We start from the raw sequence: 19,840 nt of genomic DNA, 5'->3' as shown, positions 1-19,840 counted from the left end.
CGTGTTCCAGCTCTCTTTCAGTTCGCCGAGTTCTGGGCGGCCAGCCGCAGCAGCTCTTCGGCGTCCATGTCGTCGAGGGAGTCCGCCGTGTCGTCGTCGGCGGGGGCGCTGTCCTCAACGTCGTCGGACTCGGCGAGTTTCAGCACCATGTCGAGGAGGCCCGCCTTGCGCAGCCGTCCGATCGGGACGGTGGCGAGGGCCTCACGGATGCGGGCGTCGGGGTCGTCCGCGCGGCCGGTGTCCGCGTCATCGGGTGCGGTGCCGTAGAGCAGCGAACCGATGTGCTGGGCGAGGGCCGTGGGATTCGGGTAGTCGAAGACGAGGGCGGCCGGCAGCGGCAGCCCGAGGGCGGAGCGGAGCCGGTTGCGCAGTTCGACCGCGGTGACGGAGTCGAAGCCGACGTCGCGGAAGGCTCGCGAGGCGGGCACCGCGTCGGGGCTGTCGTGGCCGAGGGTCGCGGACGCCTCGGCGCGGACGGCTTCGACGAGGGCCCGGCCGCGTTCGGCGGTGGGCAGCCCGTCCAGGCGGGCACGCAGCGGCGGCACGGCCGCGCCGGAGCCGTCGGCGGCGGCCGGGCCCTCGTCGGTGAGGGCAGACACGGCTTCCGGGACGGTGCTCAGCAGGGCGCTGGGGCGGTTCGCGGTGAAGGCGGGCGCGAACAGCTCCCAGTCCATCAGGGTGACGGCGGCCGCGGTGTCGTCGTTCTCGAGCATCTGGTCGAGCGCGCCCAGCGCGTGTTCCGGCTCCATGGCCAGGACGCCCTGGCGGACGAGCCGGTCGTGGACCTCGGGGTCGGTCGCCATGCCGACCTCGCCCCAGGTGCCCCAGGCCACCGACGCGGCGGTCAGGCCGAGGGACCTGCGGTGCTCGGCGAGGGCGTCTAGGTAGGCGTTGGCCGCGGCGTAACCGGGCTGGCCGCCGCTGCCCCAGACCGCGGCGCCGGACGAGAACATGACGAACGCGTCCAGGTCGAGGCCGGCGGTCAGCTCGTGCAGGTGCCCGGCGGCGGTCAGCTTGGCGCGCATCAGCGCGTCGAGCTGGTCGATGGTCAGGTCGGCGACCGGGGCGTCGCCGTGGGCGACACCGGCGGAGTGGAAGACAGCGGTGAGCGGCGCGTCCTCGGGCAGGCCCGCCAGGAGCGCGGCGAGCGCGTCCCGGTCGGCGGCGTCGCACGCGGCGATGGTCACCCGGACGCCCAACTGCTGCAGTTCGGCGCGGAGTTCGGCCGCTCCCGGGGCGTCGGCGCCGCGCCTGCTGGTCAGCACCAGGTGTTCGGCGCCCTGCTCGGCGAGGCGGCGGGCGACCCGGCCGCCGATGCCGCCGGTGCCGCCGGTGACGAGGACGGAGCCGCGGACCGGCGGGCGCTTCCCGGAGCCGGGTACGGCCGGGGCGGCGTGGGCGAGGCGGCGGGCGAGCACGCCCGACCCGCGGATCGCGAGCTGGTCCTCGCCGCCCGCGTCGGCGAGCAGTCCGGTGAGCCGGGCGGCGGCCCGGGAGTCGACCGTCTCCGGCAGGTCGACGAGACCGCCCCACCGGTCGGGGTGTTCGAGGCCGATGACGCGGCCGAGGCCCCACAGCGCGCCCTGCACGGGGCTGCTGAGGACGTCGCCGCGGCCGGCGGCGACACCGCCCCGGGTCAGGCACCACAGGGGCGCGGTGAGCTCCGCGTCGCCGAGGGCCTGGACGAGGGCGAGGGTCTGGGCGAGGCCGAGCGGCACGGATCCGAAGTCGGTGTGGAGTGCTTCGGCTGCGGCGAGCAGGGAGACCACGGCGTGGAACTCCCCCTCGTCCTCGCGGAGCTGGGCGAGCTGCGCGGCCCAGGCGGCCCGGTCGGTGCCCTTGGCCTCGAACCGGACGGTGTCCGGGCCGAGCGCGTCGAGGACGGCGGCGACCCAGGGGGCGCCCGCGTGGTCCGGTGAGATCACCGCAAGGAGCCGGCCGGCGGGCCGGGAGGTGCCGGGTTCGGCGACGCGGTTCCACTCGACGTGGTAGCGCAGGGCGTCCACACGTGAGCGGGTGAGGGAGCGGGTGCGCCAGGCGGACAGCGCGGGCAGCACGTCGCCGAGCCGGGAGGCGCCGTCGTCGGCGGGGATGCCGAGTTCACCGGCGAGCGCGGCGAGGTCCTGGCTCTCGACCAGTTCCCAGAACGCGGCGTCGGAGGCGTCGGCGGTGCCCGCGGCGGCGGCCTTCGGCTCGGGCCAGAAGTCCTGCCGCTGGAAGGGGTAGGTGGGCAGGTCGACCGGCGCGTACGCGGGGCGGTCGAAAACGGTGGTCCAGTCGACGGCGATGCCGTGGGTGTGCGCCTCGGCGAGCGAGGTGAGGAACCGGCGGCGGTCGCCGTCGTCGCGGCGCAGCGTGCCGAGGACGGCGGCGGTCTCGGCCACCTCCACCGCGTCCTCGGCGAGGCTCTCCTGCGTCTCCTGGATCGGGGCGGCCAGCACCGGGTGCGGGCTGATCTCCACGAACACGCGGTGTCCGGCGGCGACGAGGGCGCGGGTGGCGTCCTCCATCAGCACCGTCTGCCGCAGGTTGGTGTACCAGTAGGAGCCGTCGAAGGCCGCCTCGTCGAGCCGGGCGCCGGTGACGGTCGAGTAGAACGGCACCTCGGGGGTGCGGGGGCTGACGGGGGCGAGGACGCGGGCGAGTTCGTCGCGCACGGCCTCGACGTGCCGGCCGTGCGAGGCGTAGTCCACGGACACCTTGCGGGCCCGTACGTTCTGCTCGCGGCAGGTTTCGAGGAGTTCGTCGAGGGCGTCGGCGTCGCCGGAGACGATCACCGAGGAGGGGCCGTTGACGGCGGCGATGGACAGCGCCTCGCCCCACGGCTGGAGGAGCTCGGTGACGCGTTCGGCGGGCGCGGAGACGGACATCATGCCGCCGAGCCCGGACAGCTGGGGCAGGGCCTGGCTGCGCAGCGCGACGACGAGGGCGGCGTCCTCCAGGCTGAGCGCCCCGGCGACGCAGGCGGCGGCGATCTCGCCCTGCGAGTGGCCGACGACGGCGGCCGGTTCGACGCCGTGCGCCCGCCACAGCGCGGTGAGGGCGACCATCATCGAGAACAGGGCGGGCTGGACCACGTCCACGCGCTCGAGCAGCTCCGGGTCGCCCTCACCGGCCAGCACCTCGTGCAGGGACCAGTCGGTGTACGGGGCGAGCGCGGCGGCGCAGTCGTCGACTGCGGTGCGGAACACCTCGGAGGTGGCGAGGAGTTCGCGGCCCATGCCCCACCACTGGGAGCCCTGGCCCGGGTAGACGAAGACGGGTCCGGCGGAGTCCGGTCCCGCGGTGCCGGTGACGACGCCGGGGGCGGACACGGAGGACACCACGGCCTCCAGGCCGCGGGCGAAGTCCTCGGGCCGGCTGCCGAGGACGACGGCGCGGTGGTCGAAGGTGGACCGGGTGGTGGCCAGGGCGTGTCCGACGCGGGCGGCCGCGGCGGTGGCGCCGGCCGTCGAGGTCAGCAGCCGGGACGCCTGCTCGCGCAGCGCCTGCGCGGACTTGGCGGACAGCAGCCAGGGGACGAGCGGAGCGTCCTGGGCGGGCTCCTCGACGGGCTGTGCGGCGGGCTCCTCGGCGGGCGGCGCCTGCTCCAGGAGGAGGTGGGCGTTGGTGCCACTGATGCCGAAGGAGGAGACACCGGCCCGGCGCGGGCGGTCCTCGGCGGCCGGCCAGGCGGTGCGCTCGCGCAGCAGGGTGACGGCGCCCGAGGTCCAGTCGACGTGGCTGGAGGGCTCGTCGATGTGCAGGGTGCCGGGCAGTTCGCCCGCCTGCATGGCCATCACCATCTTGATGACGCCGGCGGCGCCCGCGGCGGCCTGGGTGTGGCCGATGTTGGACTTCACCGAGCCGAGCAGCAGCGGCTGTCCGCCGTCGCGGCCCTGGCCGTAGGTGGCGAGCAGGGCGCCGGCCTCGATGGGGTCGCCGAGCTTGGTGCCGGTGCCGTGTGCCTCGACCACGTCGACGTCGGCGGCCCCGAGTCCGGCGTTGGCGAGGGCCTGGCGGATGACGCGCTGCTGGGAGACGCCGTTGGGGGCGGTGAGGCCGTTGGAGGCGCCGTCCTGGTTGATGGCGGAGCCGCGGATGACGGCGAGGACCTCGTGGCCGTTGCGGCGGGCGTCGGAGAGCTTCTCCAGCAGGACGACGCCGACGCCCTCGGCGAGGGTCATGCCGTCGGCGGCCTCGGCGAACGGCTTGCAGCGGCCGTTCCCGGCCAGCGCGCGCTGCCGGCTGAAGCCGACGAACGCGTGCGGGGTGGCCATGATGGCGGCGCCGCCGGCCAGGGCGAGGCTGCTCTCGCCGCTGCGCAGGGACTGGCAGGCCAGGTGCATCGCGACCAGGGAGGAGGAGCAGGCGGTGTCGACGGTGACCGCGGGGCCCTCCAGGCCGAGCAGGTAGGAGACACGGCCGGACAGCACGCTGGCCGCGGTGCCGGTCATCATGTGCACCTCGGTGCCCTCGGTGCCGTTCTGGACGCTGCTGGAGTAGTCCTGGTAGCTGGCGCCGAAGAAGGCGCCGGTGGCGGTGGAGCGCAGCGACTCGGGGTCGATGCCGGCCCGCTCCAGGGCTTCCCAGGAGGTCTCCAGGAGCAGCCGCTGCTGCGGGTCCATGGCGAGCGCCTCGCGGGGCGAGATGCCGAAGAAACCGGGGTCGAAGCCGGCCGCCTCGTGGAGGAACCCGCCGTGCACGGAGTAGGTGCGGCCCTGCCGGTCGGGGTCCGGGTCGTACAGGCCGTGGGCGTCCCAGCCGCGTTCGGCGGGGAACTCGGAGATGACGTCGGCGCCGTCGAGGGCGAGCCGCAGCAGCTCCTCCGGGGTGTTCGCGCCGCCGGGGAAGCGGCAGCTCATGCCGACGATGGCGATCGGGTCGTCGTCGCCGGCGGTGACCGCGGCGGCGGGCCGGTCGCCGGCCGTGCCGGTGATGCCGAGCGCGGTGGCCTTGAGGAACGCGGCGAGCGCGACGGCGTTGGGGTGGTCGAAGACCATGGTGGACGGCAGGGTGAGCCCGGACGCGGCGACAAGGCGGTTGCGCAGGTCGACGGCGGTCACCGAGTCGAAGCCGATGTCGCGGAAGGCGCGGCGCTCCGGGACGGTGTCGGCGGAGGCGTGGCCGAGGACGGCGGCGGTCTCCTCGCGGACCAGGGCGAGCACGATCCGGTCCTGCTCGGCGGCGGACACGCCCTGCAGGCGGGCGGCCAGGCCGCTGCTCGCGGTGGCCGTGACGGCGGGCGCGGCCCGGTCGGCCAGCAGCCGCGCGACCTCGGGGATCCGGTCGAACAGGTGCGAGGGGCGTCCCGCGGTGAAGACGTCGAAGTACGTGCCCCAGTCGATGTCCATGAGGCCGATGACGGTCTCGTCGTCCTCCATGACGCGCTGGAGGGCGGTCAGCGCCAGCTCGGGGTCGAGGTACTCGAGGCCGCTGCGGCGGATCTGGTGCGGGTCGGCCAGCTCGCGTTCGAGGTCGTCGGGCCACTTGCCCCAGTGGATGGAGGTGGCGCGGGCGCCGCGGGCGCGGCGCTGTTCGGCGAGCGCGGACAGGTAGGCGTTGCCCGCGACGTAGGCGGCGTGCGCGCCGCTGCCCCACATGCCGGCGGTGGAGGAGTACAGGACGAAGTCGTCCAGCTCCTCGTCGTCGAGGAGTTCGTCGAGGATCCGGGCGCCGCTGACCTTGGCGTGCACGACCTCGGCGAACGCGTCGACGGTGGTGTCGGCGAGGGCGGACAGCTCGATGACGGCGGCGGTGTGCACGACCGTGCGGACGGTGCGGCCCTCGGCCTTCAGTCCGTCCAGGAGGGCGGCGACGGCGTCGCGGTCGGTGATGTCGCAGGCCACGAACTGCGTCTCGGTGCCCGCCGCTCGAAGTTCGGCGGCGAGTTCGGCCGCGCCGGGCGCGTCCGCGCCGCGGCGGCTGAGCAGCACGAGGTGCTCGGCGCCGTGGGCGGACAGGTGGCGGGCGAGTCCGGGGGCGAGGGTGCCGGAGCCGCCGGTGACCAGGGTGGTGCCGCGCGGCTTCCAGGAGCGGGCCTTGCGGCGGGTGTCGCCGCTCGCACGGACGATGCGGCGGGCGAGCACGCCTGCGGGACGGACGGCGAGCTGGTCGTCGTCGCCGAGCGCCCCGGCGAGTGCGGCAGCGAGCCGCTGTGCGGCACGGGCGTCGAGCGTCTCGGGCAGGTCGACGACGCCGCCCCAGCGGCGGGGGTGCTCGACGGCGACGGTCCAGCCGAGACCGGCGACCTGGCTCTGCAGCGGCCGGTTGACGGTGTCGGACGGGCCGGTGGAGAAGGCGCCGCGGGTCAGGAACCACAGCGGGGCGGTGACGCCGGCCTCGCCGAGGGCCTGCGCCAGCGACACGGACAGCGCGAGCCCGAGGGTCAGTCCGGGGTGGCGGGCGGAGTCCTGTTCGGCGTCGGCGAGTACGGAGACGATGCCGGTCAGGCCGTCCGTGTCCGTGAGGCGCTCACGCAGGACGGCGGGGTCGGTGCAGGTCTCGTCGAGGACGAGGCGGCGCACCTGGGCACCACCCGTCTCCAGCGCTGCGGCGACGTCGGTGTCGTCGACGCCGTCGGCGGACACCAGCAGCCAGGTGCCGTCGAGGGTGGCGCGGGGGATCTGGGCCAGCGGCTCCCAGGTGACCCGGTAGCGCCAGGAGTCGACGGTGGAGCGCTCGCCGCGGGTGCGGCGCCAGGAGGCGAGGCCGGGAAGGATCGCGGCGACGGACTGCTCGTCCGTGCCGAGCGCATCGGTGAGGGCGGAGACGTCCGCCTGCTCGACGGCCGCCCAGAACTCGGCGTCCATCGGCGCGGTGGCCGAACGGTCCACGACGGCACGGCTGATCCAGTAGCGCTCGTGCTGGAAGGCGTACGTGGGCAGGTCGACGCGGGTCGCGCCGGTGCCCTCGAACAGCGGGGCCCAGTCGACGTGGACGCCGCGGACGAACACCTGGGCGGCGGACAGCAGGAAGCGGTCGAGGCCGCCGTTGTCGCGGCGCAGGGTGCCGGAGGCCACGCCCGCCACTTGGGCGTCGTCGAGCATGTCCTGGACGGACATGGCGAGGACGGGGTGGGAGCTGACCTCGATGAAGGCGCGGTGCTCGGCGGCGATCAGGCCGCGCACGGCGTCCGCGAACAGGACCCGTCCGCGCAGGCTGCGGTACCAGTAGCCGGCGTCCATGACGGTGGTCTCGAGCCAGTCGCCGGTGACCGTGGAGAACAGCGGGATCCGCGGCGCGGACGGCTCCACCTCGGCCAGCAGCTGAAGGATCTCGTCGTGCAGGTCCTCGACGTGGTGGGAGTGCGAGGCGTAGTCCACGGGGACGCGGCGCACGCGCACGTCCTCGGCGGTGAGCAGGTCGGACAGCTCGTCCAGGGCGCCGGGTTCGCCGGAGACCACGCAGGAGCGGGGGCCGTTCTCGGCGGCGACGGACACCCGCCCGCCGAACGCCTCGAGACGGGCCTCCACATCCGCGACGGGCAGCGCCACCGACATCATCCCGCCCCGGCCGGCGAGGCTGCGCCCGATGGCCTGGCTGCGCAGCGCCACCACCCGCGCACCGTCACGCAACGACAGCGCACCGGACACCACGGCGGCGGCGATCTCACCCTGCGAGTGACCCACCACCGCGTCCGGCTCCACACCCTGCGCACGCCACACCGCGGCCAGCGACACCATCACCGCGAACGACACGGGCTGAACCACATCGACGCGCTCCAGCGTCGGAGCGCCCTCCACGCCCCGCAGCACGTCGACGAGGTTCCAGTCGGTGAACTCGGCCAGCGCGGCGGCGCACTCGGCGATCCGCTCCGCGAACACCGGCGACTCGTCCAGGAGCTGGGCACCCATGCCCACCCACTGCGAACCCTGACCGGGGAACACGAAGACGGTACGACCGTCGACGTCGGCGGCGCCCTCGACGAGTCCGCTCCAGGACTGGCCCTCGGCCAGCGCGCGGCTGCCGGTGAGCAGGTCGTCCCGGCCGGACGCGACGACGACGGCCCGGCGCTCCAGCAGGGCCCGGGAGGTGAGCAGGCTGTGGCCGACGTCCTGGGGGCGCGGCTCGGTGTCGGCGTCGAGGCGGGTGACGAGGGCGGCGGCCTGGTCGCGAAGCGCCTGCCCGGAGTGGGCGGAGAGCGGCCACGGCAGGGCAGCCGGCACGACGGCGGGCTGCCGCGGGGCTTCCTCGGCCCCGGCGTCCTCGGCGGGCACGGGGGCCTGCTCCAGGACGGCGTGGGCGTTGGTGCCGCTGATGCCGAACGAGGACACCGCGGCCCGGCGCGGACGGCCGGTCTCCGGCCAGGCGGCGGTCTCGTCCAGGAGGCGGACGTGGCCCGACTCCCAGTCGACGTGGGTGGAGGGCGACGCGGCGTGCAGGGTCGCGGGCAGTACGCCGTGGCGCAGCGCCATGACCATCTTGATGACGCCTGCGACGCCCGCGGCGGCCTGGGTGTGGCCGATGTTGGACTTCAGTGAGCCCAGCCACAGGGGCTGTTCGGGGTCGTGCTCCTGGCCGTAGGTGGCGAGCAGGGCCCCTGCCTCGATGGGGTCGCCCAGCCGGGTGCCGGTGCCGTGCGCCTCGACGACGTCGACGTCGGCACCGGTGAGGCCGGAGTTGCTCAGGGCCTGGCGGATGACCTGTTCCTGGGCGCGGCCGCTCGGGGCGGTCAGGCCGTTGGAGGCGCCGTCCTGGTTGACGGCGGAGCCGCGCAGCACGGCGAGCACGCGGTGGCCGTTGCGGACGGCGTCGGAGAGCCGTTCGACGACGAGGACGCCGACGCCCTCGCCCCAGCCGGTGCCGTCGGCCTCGTCGGAGAACGCCTTGCAGCGGCCGTCGGGGGCCAGGCCGCCCTGGGCGCTGAACTCCACGAAGACGGAGGGCTCGGCGAGGATGGTGACGCCGCCGACGACGGCGAGCGAGGACTCCCCTCGGCGCAGCGACTGGGCCGCCATGTGCAGGGCGACGAGGGAGGACGAGCAGGCGGTGTCGACGGTGACCGCCGGGCCCTCGAGACCGTAGACGTAGGAGAGACGGCCGGACAGCACGCTGGCGGCGGTGCCGGTCAGGGCGTGGCCGTGGAGTTCGGCGGCGGTGTCGGCGGAGGGGGCGCCCCAGTGGTAGGAGCCCACGAACACGCCGGTCGAGCTGCCGCGCAGGGAGGTGGGGGCGATGCCGGACCGCTCCAGGGCCTCCCAGGAGACTTCGAGCAGCAGGCGCTGCTGCGGGTCCATGGCGGTCGCCTCGCGCGGCGATATGCCGAAGAAACCGGCGTCGAAGTCGGTGGCCTCGTAGAGGAATCCGCCCTCGTGCGTGGAGCTGCTTCCCTCTCCCTTTCCAGTGAGCGCCTCGATGTCCCAGCCGCGGTCGGCGGGAAATCCGGAAATGGCGTCGCCGCCGGATTCCACGAGGTCCCACAGGGATTCCGGCGAGCTCACTCCGCCGGGCAGCCGGCAGCTCATTCCGACGATCGCGACGGGCTCGGTGTCGCGGGATTCCAACTCGCCTATACGGCGGCGGGCGCGCCGCAGATCGTTGGTGACCCGGCGAAGGTAGTCGACAACTTTTTCCTGCTGGTTCTGCTCGGGTTCCGGCATCGGGTCCGTCCTCGTCATCGGGTCGCGAACGAAAGCTGCAAATCCGCTATGTGGTTTCGAACTCTTCATCGATGATGTCGAGCAGCCTGTCGACCGACACCGATTCGAGGTCCTCGTCGGAGAAGTTCTCCCGCGGGGCGGAGTCCCGGCGGAGCGAGGCGGCGAGTGCGTCCAGGCGGTCGGCGACGGCCTGGCGGTCGGGGTCGTCGTCCGGCAGGGTCCGCACGACGGCCTCGAACCTGGTGAGTTCGTCGTCGCACGATCCCTGCGGCGGGGAGGCGGATGCGACGAGGAGTTCCCCGATGCGCCGGGCGGCGAGTTCGGGGGTGGGGAAGTTGAAGACGAGGGTGGCCGGCAGCCGCAGTCCGGTCAGCGCGGTGAGGCGGTCGCCGAGTTCCACGCCGGCCAGCGAGTCGAAGCCGAGTTCCTTGAAGACCGAGCGGGGTCCGACCGCGTCCGGTCCGGGGTGGCCGAGGACCGCCGCCGCCTGGGCGCGCACCAGGCCGACGAGCCGGCGTTCACGCTCGGCCGGGGCGAGGGCCGCCAGTTCGGCGGCGAAGGTGTCGGGCGCCGGGGCGGGTTCGGCGGGGGCGGCGCCGGGTGCCGCCGCGACGGGCCGGGTGCGGCGCGGCGCGGCGGTGTCCTGGACACGGGAGCGCGTGGGCGGCCGGGGGGCGGTGCGCTCCTTCTCGGTGAGCTGCCGTACGAGGACGGCGTCGGCGGTGAGCACCGGGGCGCCGGTGACGTCGGCGGCGGTCAGGGTCAGGGTGCCGTCGTCGGCGGTGCGTATCCGCACCCGCAGGGCGGTGGCGCCGACGGCGTGCAGCCGGACTCCGTGCCAGGCGACGGGGAGGGTGCCGGTCGTGGTGAGGACGGCGTGCCGGGCGGCGTCGAGGAGCGCGGGGTGCACTCCGTAGGCGCCGGGGTCGTCGGTGGTGCCGGCCGGGAGTTCCACCTCGGCGAGGACGGCGCCGTCGTGGCGCCAGGCGGCGCGCAGGCCGCGGAGTGCGGGGCCGAGGTCGAGGCCGTCGTCGACGAGCCGCTCGTAGTGGTCGTCGAGGTCGAGGGGTTCGGCGCCCGGCGGGGGCCAGGCGGTCGCGTAGGAGGTGTCGGGGGCGGCGTCGGTGCCGGGCTCGGTGCCGAGGAAGCCGCCGGCCCGCAGGGTCCAGGGCTCGGTGGTGGTGCCGCCGGGACGGGAGTGGACGGTGACGGTGCGCCGGCCGGTTTCGTCGGCGGGGCCGACCCGGACCTGGAGGTTCAGGGTGTCGCCGTCGCGCAGGACGGGCGCCTCGACCAGGGCGAGTTCGTGCAGGACGTCGCAGCCGGTGTCGTCGCCCGCGCGGACGGCGAGTTCCACGAGCACCGCGGCGGGCAGCAGGACGCGTCCGGCGACGGCGTGGTCGGCGAGCCAGGGGTGGGTGGCGACGGAGAGCGTCGCACCCGACACCGTGCCGCCGTCGGCGAGTTCGACGGCCGGGCCGAGCAGCGGGTGGCCGCCGCCCGCGGGGGCGGTGGCGCCGGGCCTGGCCGGGGCGGGCCAGTGCCGGGCGCGCTGGAAGGCGTACGTCGGCAGGTCGACGCCGCGGGCTCCGGTGCCGGTGTAGAGGGCGGACCAGTCGACGGGCACGCCGAGGACATGGAGCCGGCCGAGCGCGGCGGTGAGGGACGTCTCCTCGGGCTGGTCCTTGCGGAGGGTGGGTACGGCCTCCACCTGGGTGTCCGGGCCGAGGACGGCGCGGGCGAGGGCGGTGAGGACGCTGCCGGGCCCGAGCTCGACCAGCAGGTCGGTGCCGTGCTCGCGCAGGGCGGTCACGCCGTCGGCGAAGCGGACGGTGCCGCGCACGTGCCGCACCCAGTAGTCGGGGGTGGCGATCTCGGCGCCGGCCAGTTCGCCGGTGAGGTTGGAGACGACCGGCAGGGTCGGCTCGTGGAAGGTGAGCTCGGCGGCGACGTCCCGGAAGGCGTCGAGCATCGGCTCCATCAGCGGCGAGTGGAAGGCGTGCGAGACCGCGAGGCGGCTGGTGCGGCGGCCCTGGGCGGCGAAGTGGGCGGCGACCCGCAGCACGGCGTCCTCGGCGCCGGAGACGACGACCGAGGTGGGGCCGTTGACGGCGGCGAGCGAGACGTCGTCGCCGAGCAGCGGCAGCACCTCGTCCTCGGTCGCCTCGATGGCGGACATGGCGCCGCCGGACGGCAGCGCCTGCATCAGGGTGGCACGGGCGGCGACCAGGCGGGCGGCGTCCTCCAGCGAGAACACTCCGGCGACGTGCGCGGCGGCGATCTCGCCGACGGAGTGGCCGCCGACGGCGCCGGGGCGCAGCCCGAAGGACTCGGCGAGCCGGTGGAGGGCGACCTCGAAGGCGAACAGCGCGGGCTGGGTCCACCCCGTGCGGTCGAGTTCGGCGGGGTCCTCGCCCCACATCACCGACCGCACCGGGCGCTCCAGCTCGGGGTCCAGGGCGGCCAGGACGGTCTCCAGGGCCTCGGCGAACACCGGGAAGCGGGCGGCGAGTTCACGGCCCATGCCGAGCCGCTGGGACCCCTGTCCCGAGAACAGGACGGCGGTGGTGCGGGGGCCGGCCTCACCGCGGGCGCGCTCCACGACGCCGTCACCGGACGGCGTCAGTACCGCACGGTGCCGCAGCGCGGCCCGGCCCGTGGCCAGCGAGTGACCGACGTCCAGCGGATCGAGCCCGGGGTGGACACGGACGAAGGAGGTGAGCCGCTCGATCTGCGCGTCGAGCGCCTGCGGAGAGGCCGCGGACACCGGCCACACCACGGCGCCCGCCGAGGGCACGACGGCGGCGGGGGCGGCGAGTCGAGCGGCGCGCTCGGCGGCGGGGGCGCCGGACCCGGCGGCGGCGGCGGAGGTGGCGGCGGGCGTCCCGGCGGAGGCAGCAGGCCGCCCGGCGGACGCGGCGGCAGAGGCCGCGCCGCGGTGGGCGGACCCGGCGGCGGAGGTGTCGGCGGGCTCCCCGGCGCGGGCGATGGGACGGTCGGCGGACCCGGCGGCAACAGCGGCAGCGGCGGGGGTGTCGGCGGACTCCGCTGCGGGGGCAGCGGGTTGCCCGGCGGACTCGGCCGCCGGGGCAGCAGGCCCCCCGGCGGACTCGGCGGCGAAGGCCGCGCCCCGGTGGGCAGACCCCGCGACGGCGGAGGCGTCGGCGGGCTCCCCGGCCGGGGCAGCGGGCCGCTCGACGGACGCGGCGGCGGAGGTGGTGTGGCGTCCGTCGGGCCCGGCGGTGGCACCGGACGTCGGCTCGGTCGTCGGGGCTTCCTCCACGATGACGTGGGCGTTGGTGCCGCTGATGCCGAAGGAGGAGACCGCGGCCCGGCGCGGGCGGGCGGTGGCGGGCCAGGGCCGGGCCTCGGTGAGGAGTTCGACGGCGCCGGCCGACCAGTCGACGTGCCGGGTGGGGGCGGAGACGTTGAGGGTCCGCGGCATCAGGCCGTGGCGCATCGCCTGGACGGCCTTGATGAGTCCGCCGATGCCGGCGGCGGCCTGCGCGTGCCCGATGTTCGACTTCAGGGAGCCCAGGCGCAGCGGCTGTCCGCCGTCGCGGTCCTGGCCGTAGGTGGCGATCAGGGACCGGGCCTCGACGGGGTCGCCGAGCCGGGTGCCGGTGCCGTGCGCCTCGACGAGGTCGACGTCGGCGGGAGAGAGCCCGGCGTCGGCGAGGGCCTCGCGGACGACGCGTTCCTGGGCCGGTCCGCTGGGGGCGGTGAGACCGTCGGAGGCGCCGTCCTGGTTGACGGCGGAGCCGCGCAGCACGGCGAACACCCGGTGCCCGGCGGCGCGGGCGGTGGACAGGCGCTCCAGCACGACCATGCCGGCGCCCTCCGCCCAGGTGGTGCCGTCGGCGTCGTCGGAGAAGACCTTGCAGCGGCCGTCGGCGGCGAGACCGCCCTGCCGGGTGTAGGCGACGAACCCGACCGGCGTGGACATCACGGTGACGCCGCCGGCCAGGGCGGTGGCGCACTCCCCCGACCGCAGCGAGCGCAGCGCGTAGTGGAGGGCGACCAGGGACGAGGAGGACGCCGTGTCGAGGGTGACGGCGGGTCCTTCGAGGCCGAGGAAGTAGGCGAGCCGCCCGGAGGCGATGCTCGGCGACAGGCCGGTGAGGGCGTGTCCGGCGAGGTCCTCGGAGGAGGCGTTGGTGACGGTCGCGTAGTCCTGGCCGCCCGTGCCGACGAAGACGCCCGTGCGGGTGCCCCGCAGGGTGTGCGGGTCGATGCCGGCGTGTTCCAGGGCCTCCCAGGAGGTCTCCAGGACGAGCCGCTGCTGCGGGTCGGTGGAGACGGCCTCGCGGGGCGACATCCCGAAGAAGCCGGCGTCGAAGTCGGCGGCCGCGGCGAGGAATCCGCCTCGGTGGGTCACGCTGTGGCCGGGCCCGTCGCCGGTCAGGGCGGCCAGGTCCCAGCCGCGGTCACCGGGGAACGGCCCGGTGGCGTCGCGGCCGGAGCGGACCAGCTCCCACAGGTCCTCGGGCCCTTCGACGCCGCCCGGAAAGCGGCAGGCCATTCCGACGACAACTACCGGGTCCTCGTCGGCTCCGATCGTCATGCCTCGCTCACCCCTGCGGAAAAAGTCGGTCCTGTGGACACCTCTGCCACCTCTGCCTGCCGGATCGTAGAGGCGCAAAGGCTGTACTTTTCCCTAAAGGAATCTCTCCGTTCGGAGCCCGCCCGCGCCCCGACGGCACGAAAACCCCCGCTCCGGGGCGAAGACTAGGGATTCCCCGGACCCTGACGTGAGAAGAAGTCAGCGGCACGCTTCTCCCGCGCGGCACGGTGCGCCGCGCGGCGGGGTCGGCGGTGTCCTGCTGACGGCGTGCGCGACAGGCGGCGGCGTCGGCGAATGCGATCATCCGGCGACATTCGGTGGGTGGGCGCGAGGCGTGCGGGCCCGCGTGGTCCGCCACTTTCCGGAGGGTGTTGTCCATGGGCGCGCACAGGCGGCCGATCCTGTTCGTCAGTTATGCCGAAAGCGGTCTTCTCAATCCGCTGCTCGTACTGGCCGAGGAATTGTCCCGGCGCGGTGTGGAGGATCTGTGGTTCGCCACGGACGAGAAGGCGCGGGACCAGATCGAGTCGTCCTCGGTCGACAGTCCGCTGCGGTTCGCCTCGCTCGGCGACACCGTGTCGCAGATGTCGGCGGTCACCTGGGACGACGACACCTATGCCGAGGTGACGCAGCGGTCCCGCTTCAAGGCGCACCGCGCGGTCATCCGGCACTCCTTCGCACCCGAGACCCGGGTGGAGAAGTACCGGGCGCTGGAGAAGATCGTCGAGGAGGTCCAGCCCGCCCTGATGGTGATCGAGAGCATGTGCCAGTTCGGGTACGAGCTGGCGATCACCAAGAAGATTCCGTTCGTGCTCGGGGTGCCGTTCCTGCCGAGCAATGTGCTGACCTCGCACGTGCCGTTCGCCAAGTCGTACACGCCGTCCGGGTTCCCGGTGCCGCACTCGGGCCTGCCCGGGAGGATGACGATGGCCCAGCGGGTGGAGAACGAGCTGTTCCGGGTGCGCACGCTCGGGATGTTCATGACGAAGGAGATACGGGAGGTCGTCGAGAAGGACAACCGCATCCGCGGCGAGCTGGGCATCTCCCCCGAGGCGCGGCAGATGATGGCGCGCATCGACCACGCCGAGCAGGTGCTGTGCTACTCGGTGCCCGAGCTGGACTACCCGTTCCCGATGCACGAGAAGGTGCGGCTGGTGGGCACGCTGGTGCCGCCGCTGCCGCAGGCGCCGGACGACGACGGGCTGTCGGACTGGCTGACGGAGCAGAAGTCCGTGGTCTTCATGGGCTTCGGCACCATCACCCGCCTCACCCGGGAGCAGGTCGCCTCGCTGGTGGAGGTGGCCCGCCGGCTCGAGGGCGAGGGCCACCAGGTGCTGTGGAAGCTGCCGCGCGAGCAGCAGCACCTGCTGCCCCCGGCCGGGGAGCTGCCCGCGAACCTGCGGATCGAGAACTGGGTGCCCTCACAACTGGACGTGCTGGCGCACCCGAACGTCAAGGTGTTCTTCACGCACGCCGGGGGCAACGGCTACCACGAGGGCCTGTACTTCGGAAAGCCGCTGGTGGTACGGCCGTTGTGGGTGGACTGCGACGACCAGGCGGTGCGCGGCCAGGACTTCGGCGTGAGCCTGTCCGTCGACCACCCCGAGACCGTGGACACGGACGACGTCCTCGACAAGATCACCCGCGTGCTCGACGAGCCGTCCTTCACCGAACGCGCCGAGTACTACGCCGGGTTGCTGAAGGACGCGGGTGGCCGTACCGCCGCCGCGGACCTGCTGCTCGGCCTCCCCGTCCTGGCAAACGACTGACCGAGGAAGTCAAGCATGTCCTATACGTATCCGGTCTCCATGCCGTGGCTGAAGGGCCGCGAACTCGAGTATGTGACGGAGGCCGTCAGCGGCGGCTGGATCTCGTCGCAGGGCCCCTACGTCCGGCAGTTCGAGGAGGCGTTCGCCGCCTACAACGACATGCCGCACGGTGTCGCCTGTTCCTCGGGCACCACCGCGCTGACGCTGGCTCTGCGCGCGCTGGGCGTCGGCCCCGGCGACGAGGTGATCGTCCCGGAGTTCACGATGATCGCCTCCGCGTGGGCGGTCACCTACACGGGGGCCACTCCGGTGTTCGTGGACTGCGGCGACGACCTCAACATCGACGTCTCCCGCATCGAGGAGAAGATCACCTCGCGCACCAAGGTGATCATGCCGGTGCACATCTACGGCCGGCAGTGCGACATGGACGCCATCATCAACCTGGCGTACGAGTACAACCTGCGGGTGGTCGAGGACTCGGCGGAGGCGCACGGGGTGCGGCCGGTGGGCGACATCGCCTGCTTCTCCCTCTTCGCCAACAAGATCATCACAGCGGGCGAGGGCGGCGTGTGCCTGACCAGGGACGCCCATCTGGCCGAACAGATGGCGCATCTGCGGGCGATGGCGTTCACCAAGGACCACAGCTTCCTGCACAAGAAGCTGGCCTACAACTACCGCATGACGAACATGCAGGCCGCGGTGGCGCTCGCGCAGACCGAGCAGCTCGACACCATCCTCGCGACCCGCCGCGACATCGAGAAGCGCTACGACGAGGCGCTGCGGGACGTGCCCGGCATCACGCTGATGCCGGCCCGCGATGTGCTGTGGATGTACGACCTGCGGGCCGAGCGGCGCGAGGAGCTGTGCGCGTACCTGGCCGACCAGGGCATCGAGACCCGGGTGTTCTTCAAGCCGATGAGCCGTCAGCCGGGCTACTACGACGCCGACTGGCCGTCGCTGAACGCCTCCCGGCTCAGCGAGGACGGGTTCTACCTGCCGACGCACACCGGACTGACCGCGCAGGACCAGGAGTTCATCACCGACCGGATTCGCGACTTCTACGGAGCCAAGTGATGACGGCCGACACGGAGACGACGACGTACGCTCCGGGCTGCCCCGTCGCCTTCCCGCTGCGGCAGCCGGGACGTCCGTTCCCGCCGCCGGAGTACGCCGACTACCGGGCGGGCGAGGGCCTGGTCCGCTCCGAACTGCCCGCCAGCGGCCCGTTGTGGCTGGTGACCCGGCACCAGGACGTGCGGGCCGTGCTGACGGACTCCCGGATCAGCGCGGATCCCTCCCACCCCGGCTTCCCGAGGGCCAGGCGCACCGGCGGCGCCCCGTCGCAGTCGGAGATCCCGGGCTGGTTCGTGGCACTGGATCCCCCGGAGCACGACCGGTTCCGCAAGACGCTGATCCCGGAGTTCACCGTGCGCAAGGTGCGGGAGCTGCGTCCGGCGATCCAGCAGATCGTGGACGAGCGGATCGACGCGATGCTCGCCGCGGGCAACTCGGCCGACCTGATCGCGGACTTCGCGCTGTCCGTGCCGTCGCTGGTCATCTCCGACCTGCTCGGAGTACCCAAGGCGGACCGGGACTTCTTCGAGGCGAAGACGAGGGTCCTGGTGACCCTCTCCTCCACCGACGAGGAACGCGACGAGGCCTCCAAGGCACTGCTGCGCTATCTGACGCGGCTCATCCAGATCAAGACCCGCCGCCCCGGCGAGGACCTGATCAGCCGGCTGATCCAGGCCGGCACCATGTCCCGGCAGGAGCTGTCCGGGGTGTCGATGCTCCTGCTCATCGCGGGGCACGAGACCACGGCGAACAACATCGGCCTCGGCGTCGTCCAGCTGCTGACCAACCCGAAGTGGATCGGCGACGACCGCATCGTGGAGGAGATGCTGCGCTACTACTCGGTCGCCGACCTGGTGTCCTTCCGGGTGGCGGTGGAGGACGTGGAGATCGGCGGCCAGCTGATCCGGGCCGGTGAGGGCATCGTGCCGCTGCTCGCCGCGGCCAACCACGACGGTTCGGTCTTCGACAGGCCCGACGAGTTCGACCCGGAGCGCTCCGCGCGCTCGCACGTGGCCTTCGGGTACGGCGTCCACCAGTGTCTCGGGCAGAACCTGGTGCGGATGGAGATGGAGATCGCCTACCGCACCCTGTTCGAGCGCATCCCGACCCTCGAACTGGGCGTGCCGGTCGAGGAGTTGTCCCTGAAGTACGACGGCGTGCTGTTCGGTCTGCACGAGCTGCCCGTCACCTGGAGCTGAGCGACGGGCCGGTCCGCTGCGGCGGCCGGCCCGGTGGAACGACCCTGGAGGAATGATGGTGCGCGTCAACGTGGACACCGATCGCTGCGTCGGTGCCGGACAGTGCGTGCTGGCCGTGTCGGACGTGTTCGACCAGGACGACGACGGCCTGGTGACCGTCCTCGTACAGCCGTCGGACCCGGAGACGCTGGACGCGGTCCGCGAGGCCGCCGTGGTCTGCCCCTCGATGGCGATCACGGTCGTGGAGGACTAGGTCCTCTCGTACGGCCCGAGTACGGCCCGAGTACGGAAAAGGCGGCGGCCCCCACTCGTCAGGCAGTGGGGGCCGCCGCCGGTCTCGGGGGGCCGGGTGTCACCAGGTGACGGGGAGTTCGGTGAGGCCGCCGTTGAGCTGGCCCGACGTCACCTGGAGCTCCTCCACCGGGCGGGCCAGCCTCAGACCGGGCAGCCGGGTGAACAGTCGCGTGTAGGCGGTCTTCAGCATCGTCCGGGCCAGCGGGGCCCCGATGCAGTGCCAGATGCCGTGCCCGAACGTCAGGTGCTCGTTGGGCGCGCGGCGGATGTCGAAGACCTCCGGCTCGTCGAAGACCGCCTCGTCGAAGTTGACCAGCGTGAAGTCGAGCAGCACCAGGTCGCCGGTGCGCATGGTGATGTCGCCGATGGTGATGTCGTCGGTGGCGTAGCGCGGCAGCGCCGCACCCGAGCCGCCGGCCTTCGCGGCCCGCAGGATCTCCTCGACCGCGCTCTTCATCAGCTTCTCGTCGGCGAGTGCCGCCTGTAACTGGTCCGGGTACTGCGTGAACAGCACGACGCCCAGGTCGACATGGGTGGCGACGCTGTCGAGGCCGGCGAAGAGCAGGCTCGCGGCGATGGGGCCGATGCGCTCGTCCTCCGGGACCGTCTGGCACAGCCGGGAGATCACGTCGTCCGCGGGTTCGGCCCGCTTGCGGCCGGCCAGCTCGACCAGCAGCCCGAACAGCTCCGCCTGGCTCCTGGCGACGCTCTCCGCGTCGTTGAGCGTGGCCATCTCGGCCAGCACCGCCAGCAGCCGGCCCTGCTCCTGCACCGGGATGCCGATCACGGCGCACAGCACGGTCAGCGAGTACGGCAGCGAGAAGTGGGCGCGCAGGTCGGCGGGGCGCTCCTGGGTCGCGAAGCCGGTCAGGAGCTGCTCCGCGACGGCGTCCACCATGGGCGTCATGTTCAGCACCCGGCGGGCGGAGAACTGCGGGGTGAGCAGGGTGCGCAGCTCGGTGTGCGCGGCGCGGGCCGCCTCTACGTCGCCCATGATGAGCAGGTCCATCAGCGGGCTCTTGACGTAGCGGGGCGCGTTGGCCGGGTCGGCGTGCGCGCGGGCCAGACGCTCGTCGTGCAGCAACTGCTTCAGCTCCGCGTGCCGGGTCACCAGCCAGCCCTCGTCACCGGCCGGGGTGGTGATCCTCGTGACGGGAGCGCGTGACTGGAGCTCGCGCAGAAGCGGGCTGAGGTGGAGCACCGAGGGCGCGGCGTCGTCCTCTAAGCAGGGCGGCGGTGTGGGGTTGCCCATGAAACTGCTACTCCTTATGTGGGGGGGTGTGCGCGGGTCCCCGACTGCGGGGTCCGCGGTCGCACCCGGGGCGGCGCCGTGTGGGAGGGCGGCGCCCCGGATGTGGT

At 73.7% G+C, this 19,840-nt stretch carries 6 protein-coding genes and 1 pseudogene; 4 read left to right on the top strand and 3 right to left on the bottom strand.

Going from position 1 to position 19,840, the window contains the following annotated elements; genetic code table 11:
* Positions 1–17: 17 nt before the first annotated feature.
* Together OIE49_RS30395 and OIE49_RS30390 are read right to left on the bottom strand one after the other, a co-directional pair.
* The gene (locus OIE49_RS30395) at positions 18–9,581 is read right to left on the bottom strand and encodes a type I polyketide synthase (protein ID WP_326805082.1); all 9,564 of its coding nucleotides are present in this window, start codon (positions 9,579–9,581) and stop codon (positions 18–20) included.
* 319 nt (positions 9,582–9,900) lie between these two features.
* Positions 9,901–14,142, bottom strand: a pseudogene (locus OIE49_RS30390) (beta-ketoacyl synthase N-terminal-like domain-containing protein); the annotation flags it as partial.
* Positions 14,143–14,522: 380 nt separating this feature from the next.
* Here OIE49_RS30390 and OIE49_RS30385 point away from each other — a divergent pair.
* Genes OIE49_RS30385 through OIE49_RS30370 form a run of 4 tightly spaced genes read left to right on the top strand, consistent with a single transcriptional unit; the run spans position 14,523 to position 18,440 of the window.
* Entirely contained in the window at positions 14,523–15,914 is a 1,392-nt protein-coding gene (locus OIE49_RS30385; RefSeq protein ID WP_326805081.1) for a glycosyltransferase, read from the top strand.
* 15 nt (positions 15,915–15,929) lie between these two features.
* Positions 15,930–16,988, top strand: coding sequence for a DegT/DnrJ/EryC1/StrS family aminotransferase (locus tag OIE49_RS30380; protein WP_326805080.1), 1,059 nt, complete (start codon positions 15,930–15,932; stop codon positions 16,986–16,988).
* A complete protein-coding gene (locus OIE49_RS30375; protein WP_326805079.1) occupies positions 16,988–18,187 on the top strand; it encodes a cytochrome P450 in 1,200 nt (399 codons plus the stop codon). The genes OIE49_RS30380 and OIE49_RS30375 overlap by 1 nt, the downstream gene beginning before the upstream one ends.
* A gap of 52 nt (positions 18,188–18,239) precedes the next feature.
* Positions 18,240–18,440: a ferredoxin gene (locus tag OIE49_RS30370; RefSeq protein WP_376491618.1), complete on the top strand. Its 201-nt coding sequence runs from the start codon at positions 18,240–18,242 to the stop codon at positions 18,438–18,440.
* 99 nt (positions 18,441–18,539) lie between these two features.
* On the opposite strand, the gene OIE49_RS30365 is transcribed toward OIE49_RS30370, so the two are convergent.
* Positions 18,540–19,733, bottom strand: coding sequence for a cytochrome P450 (locus OIE49_RS30365; RefSeq protein WP_326805078.1), 1,194 nt, complete (start codon positions 19,731–19,733; stop codon positions 18,540–18,542).
* Between the last annotated feature and the right edge of the window lie 107 nt (positions 19,734–19,840).

The sequence above is a fragment of the Streptomyces sp. NBC_01788 genome, from assembly GCF_035917575.1.
Lineage (GTDB): Bacteria > Actinomycetota > Actinomycetes > Streptomycetales > Streptomycetaceae > Streptomyces.
This window is presented reverse-complemented; position numbering and strand designations above follow the sequence as displayed.

Bases quoted from the DNA above. Each gene is read 5' to 3' on its own strand.
- OIE49_RS30395 (WP_326805082.1), bottom strand. From the start codon at position 9,581: ATGCCGGAACCCGAGCAGAACCAGCAGGAAAAAGTTGTCGACTACCTT.
- OIE49_RS30385 (WP_326805081.1), top strand. From the start codon at position 14,523: ATGGGCGCGCACAGGCGGCCGATCCTGTTCGTCAGTTATGCCGAAAGC.
- OIE49_RS30380 (WP_326805080.1), top strand. From the start codon at position 15,930: ATGTCCTATACGTATCCGGTCTCCATGCCGTGGCTGAAGGGCCGCGAA.
- OIE49_RS30375 (WP_326805079.1), top strand. From the start codon at position 16,988: ATGACGGCCGACACGGAGACGACGACGTACGCTCCGGGCTGCCCCGTC.
- OIE49_RS30370 (WP_376491618.1), top strand. From the start codon at position 18,240: ATGATGGTGCGCGTCAACGTGGACACCGATCGCTGCGTCGGTGCCGGA.
- OIE49_RS30365 (WP_326805078.1), bottom strand. From the start codon at position 19,733: ATGGGCAACCCCACACCGCCGCCCTGCTTAGAGGACGACGCCGCGCCC.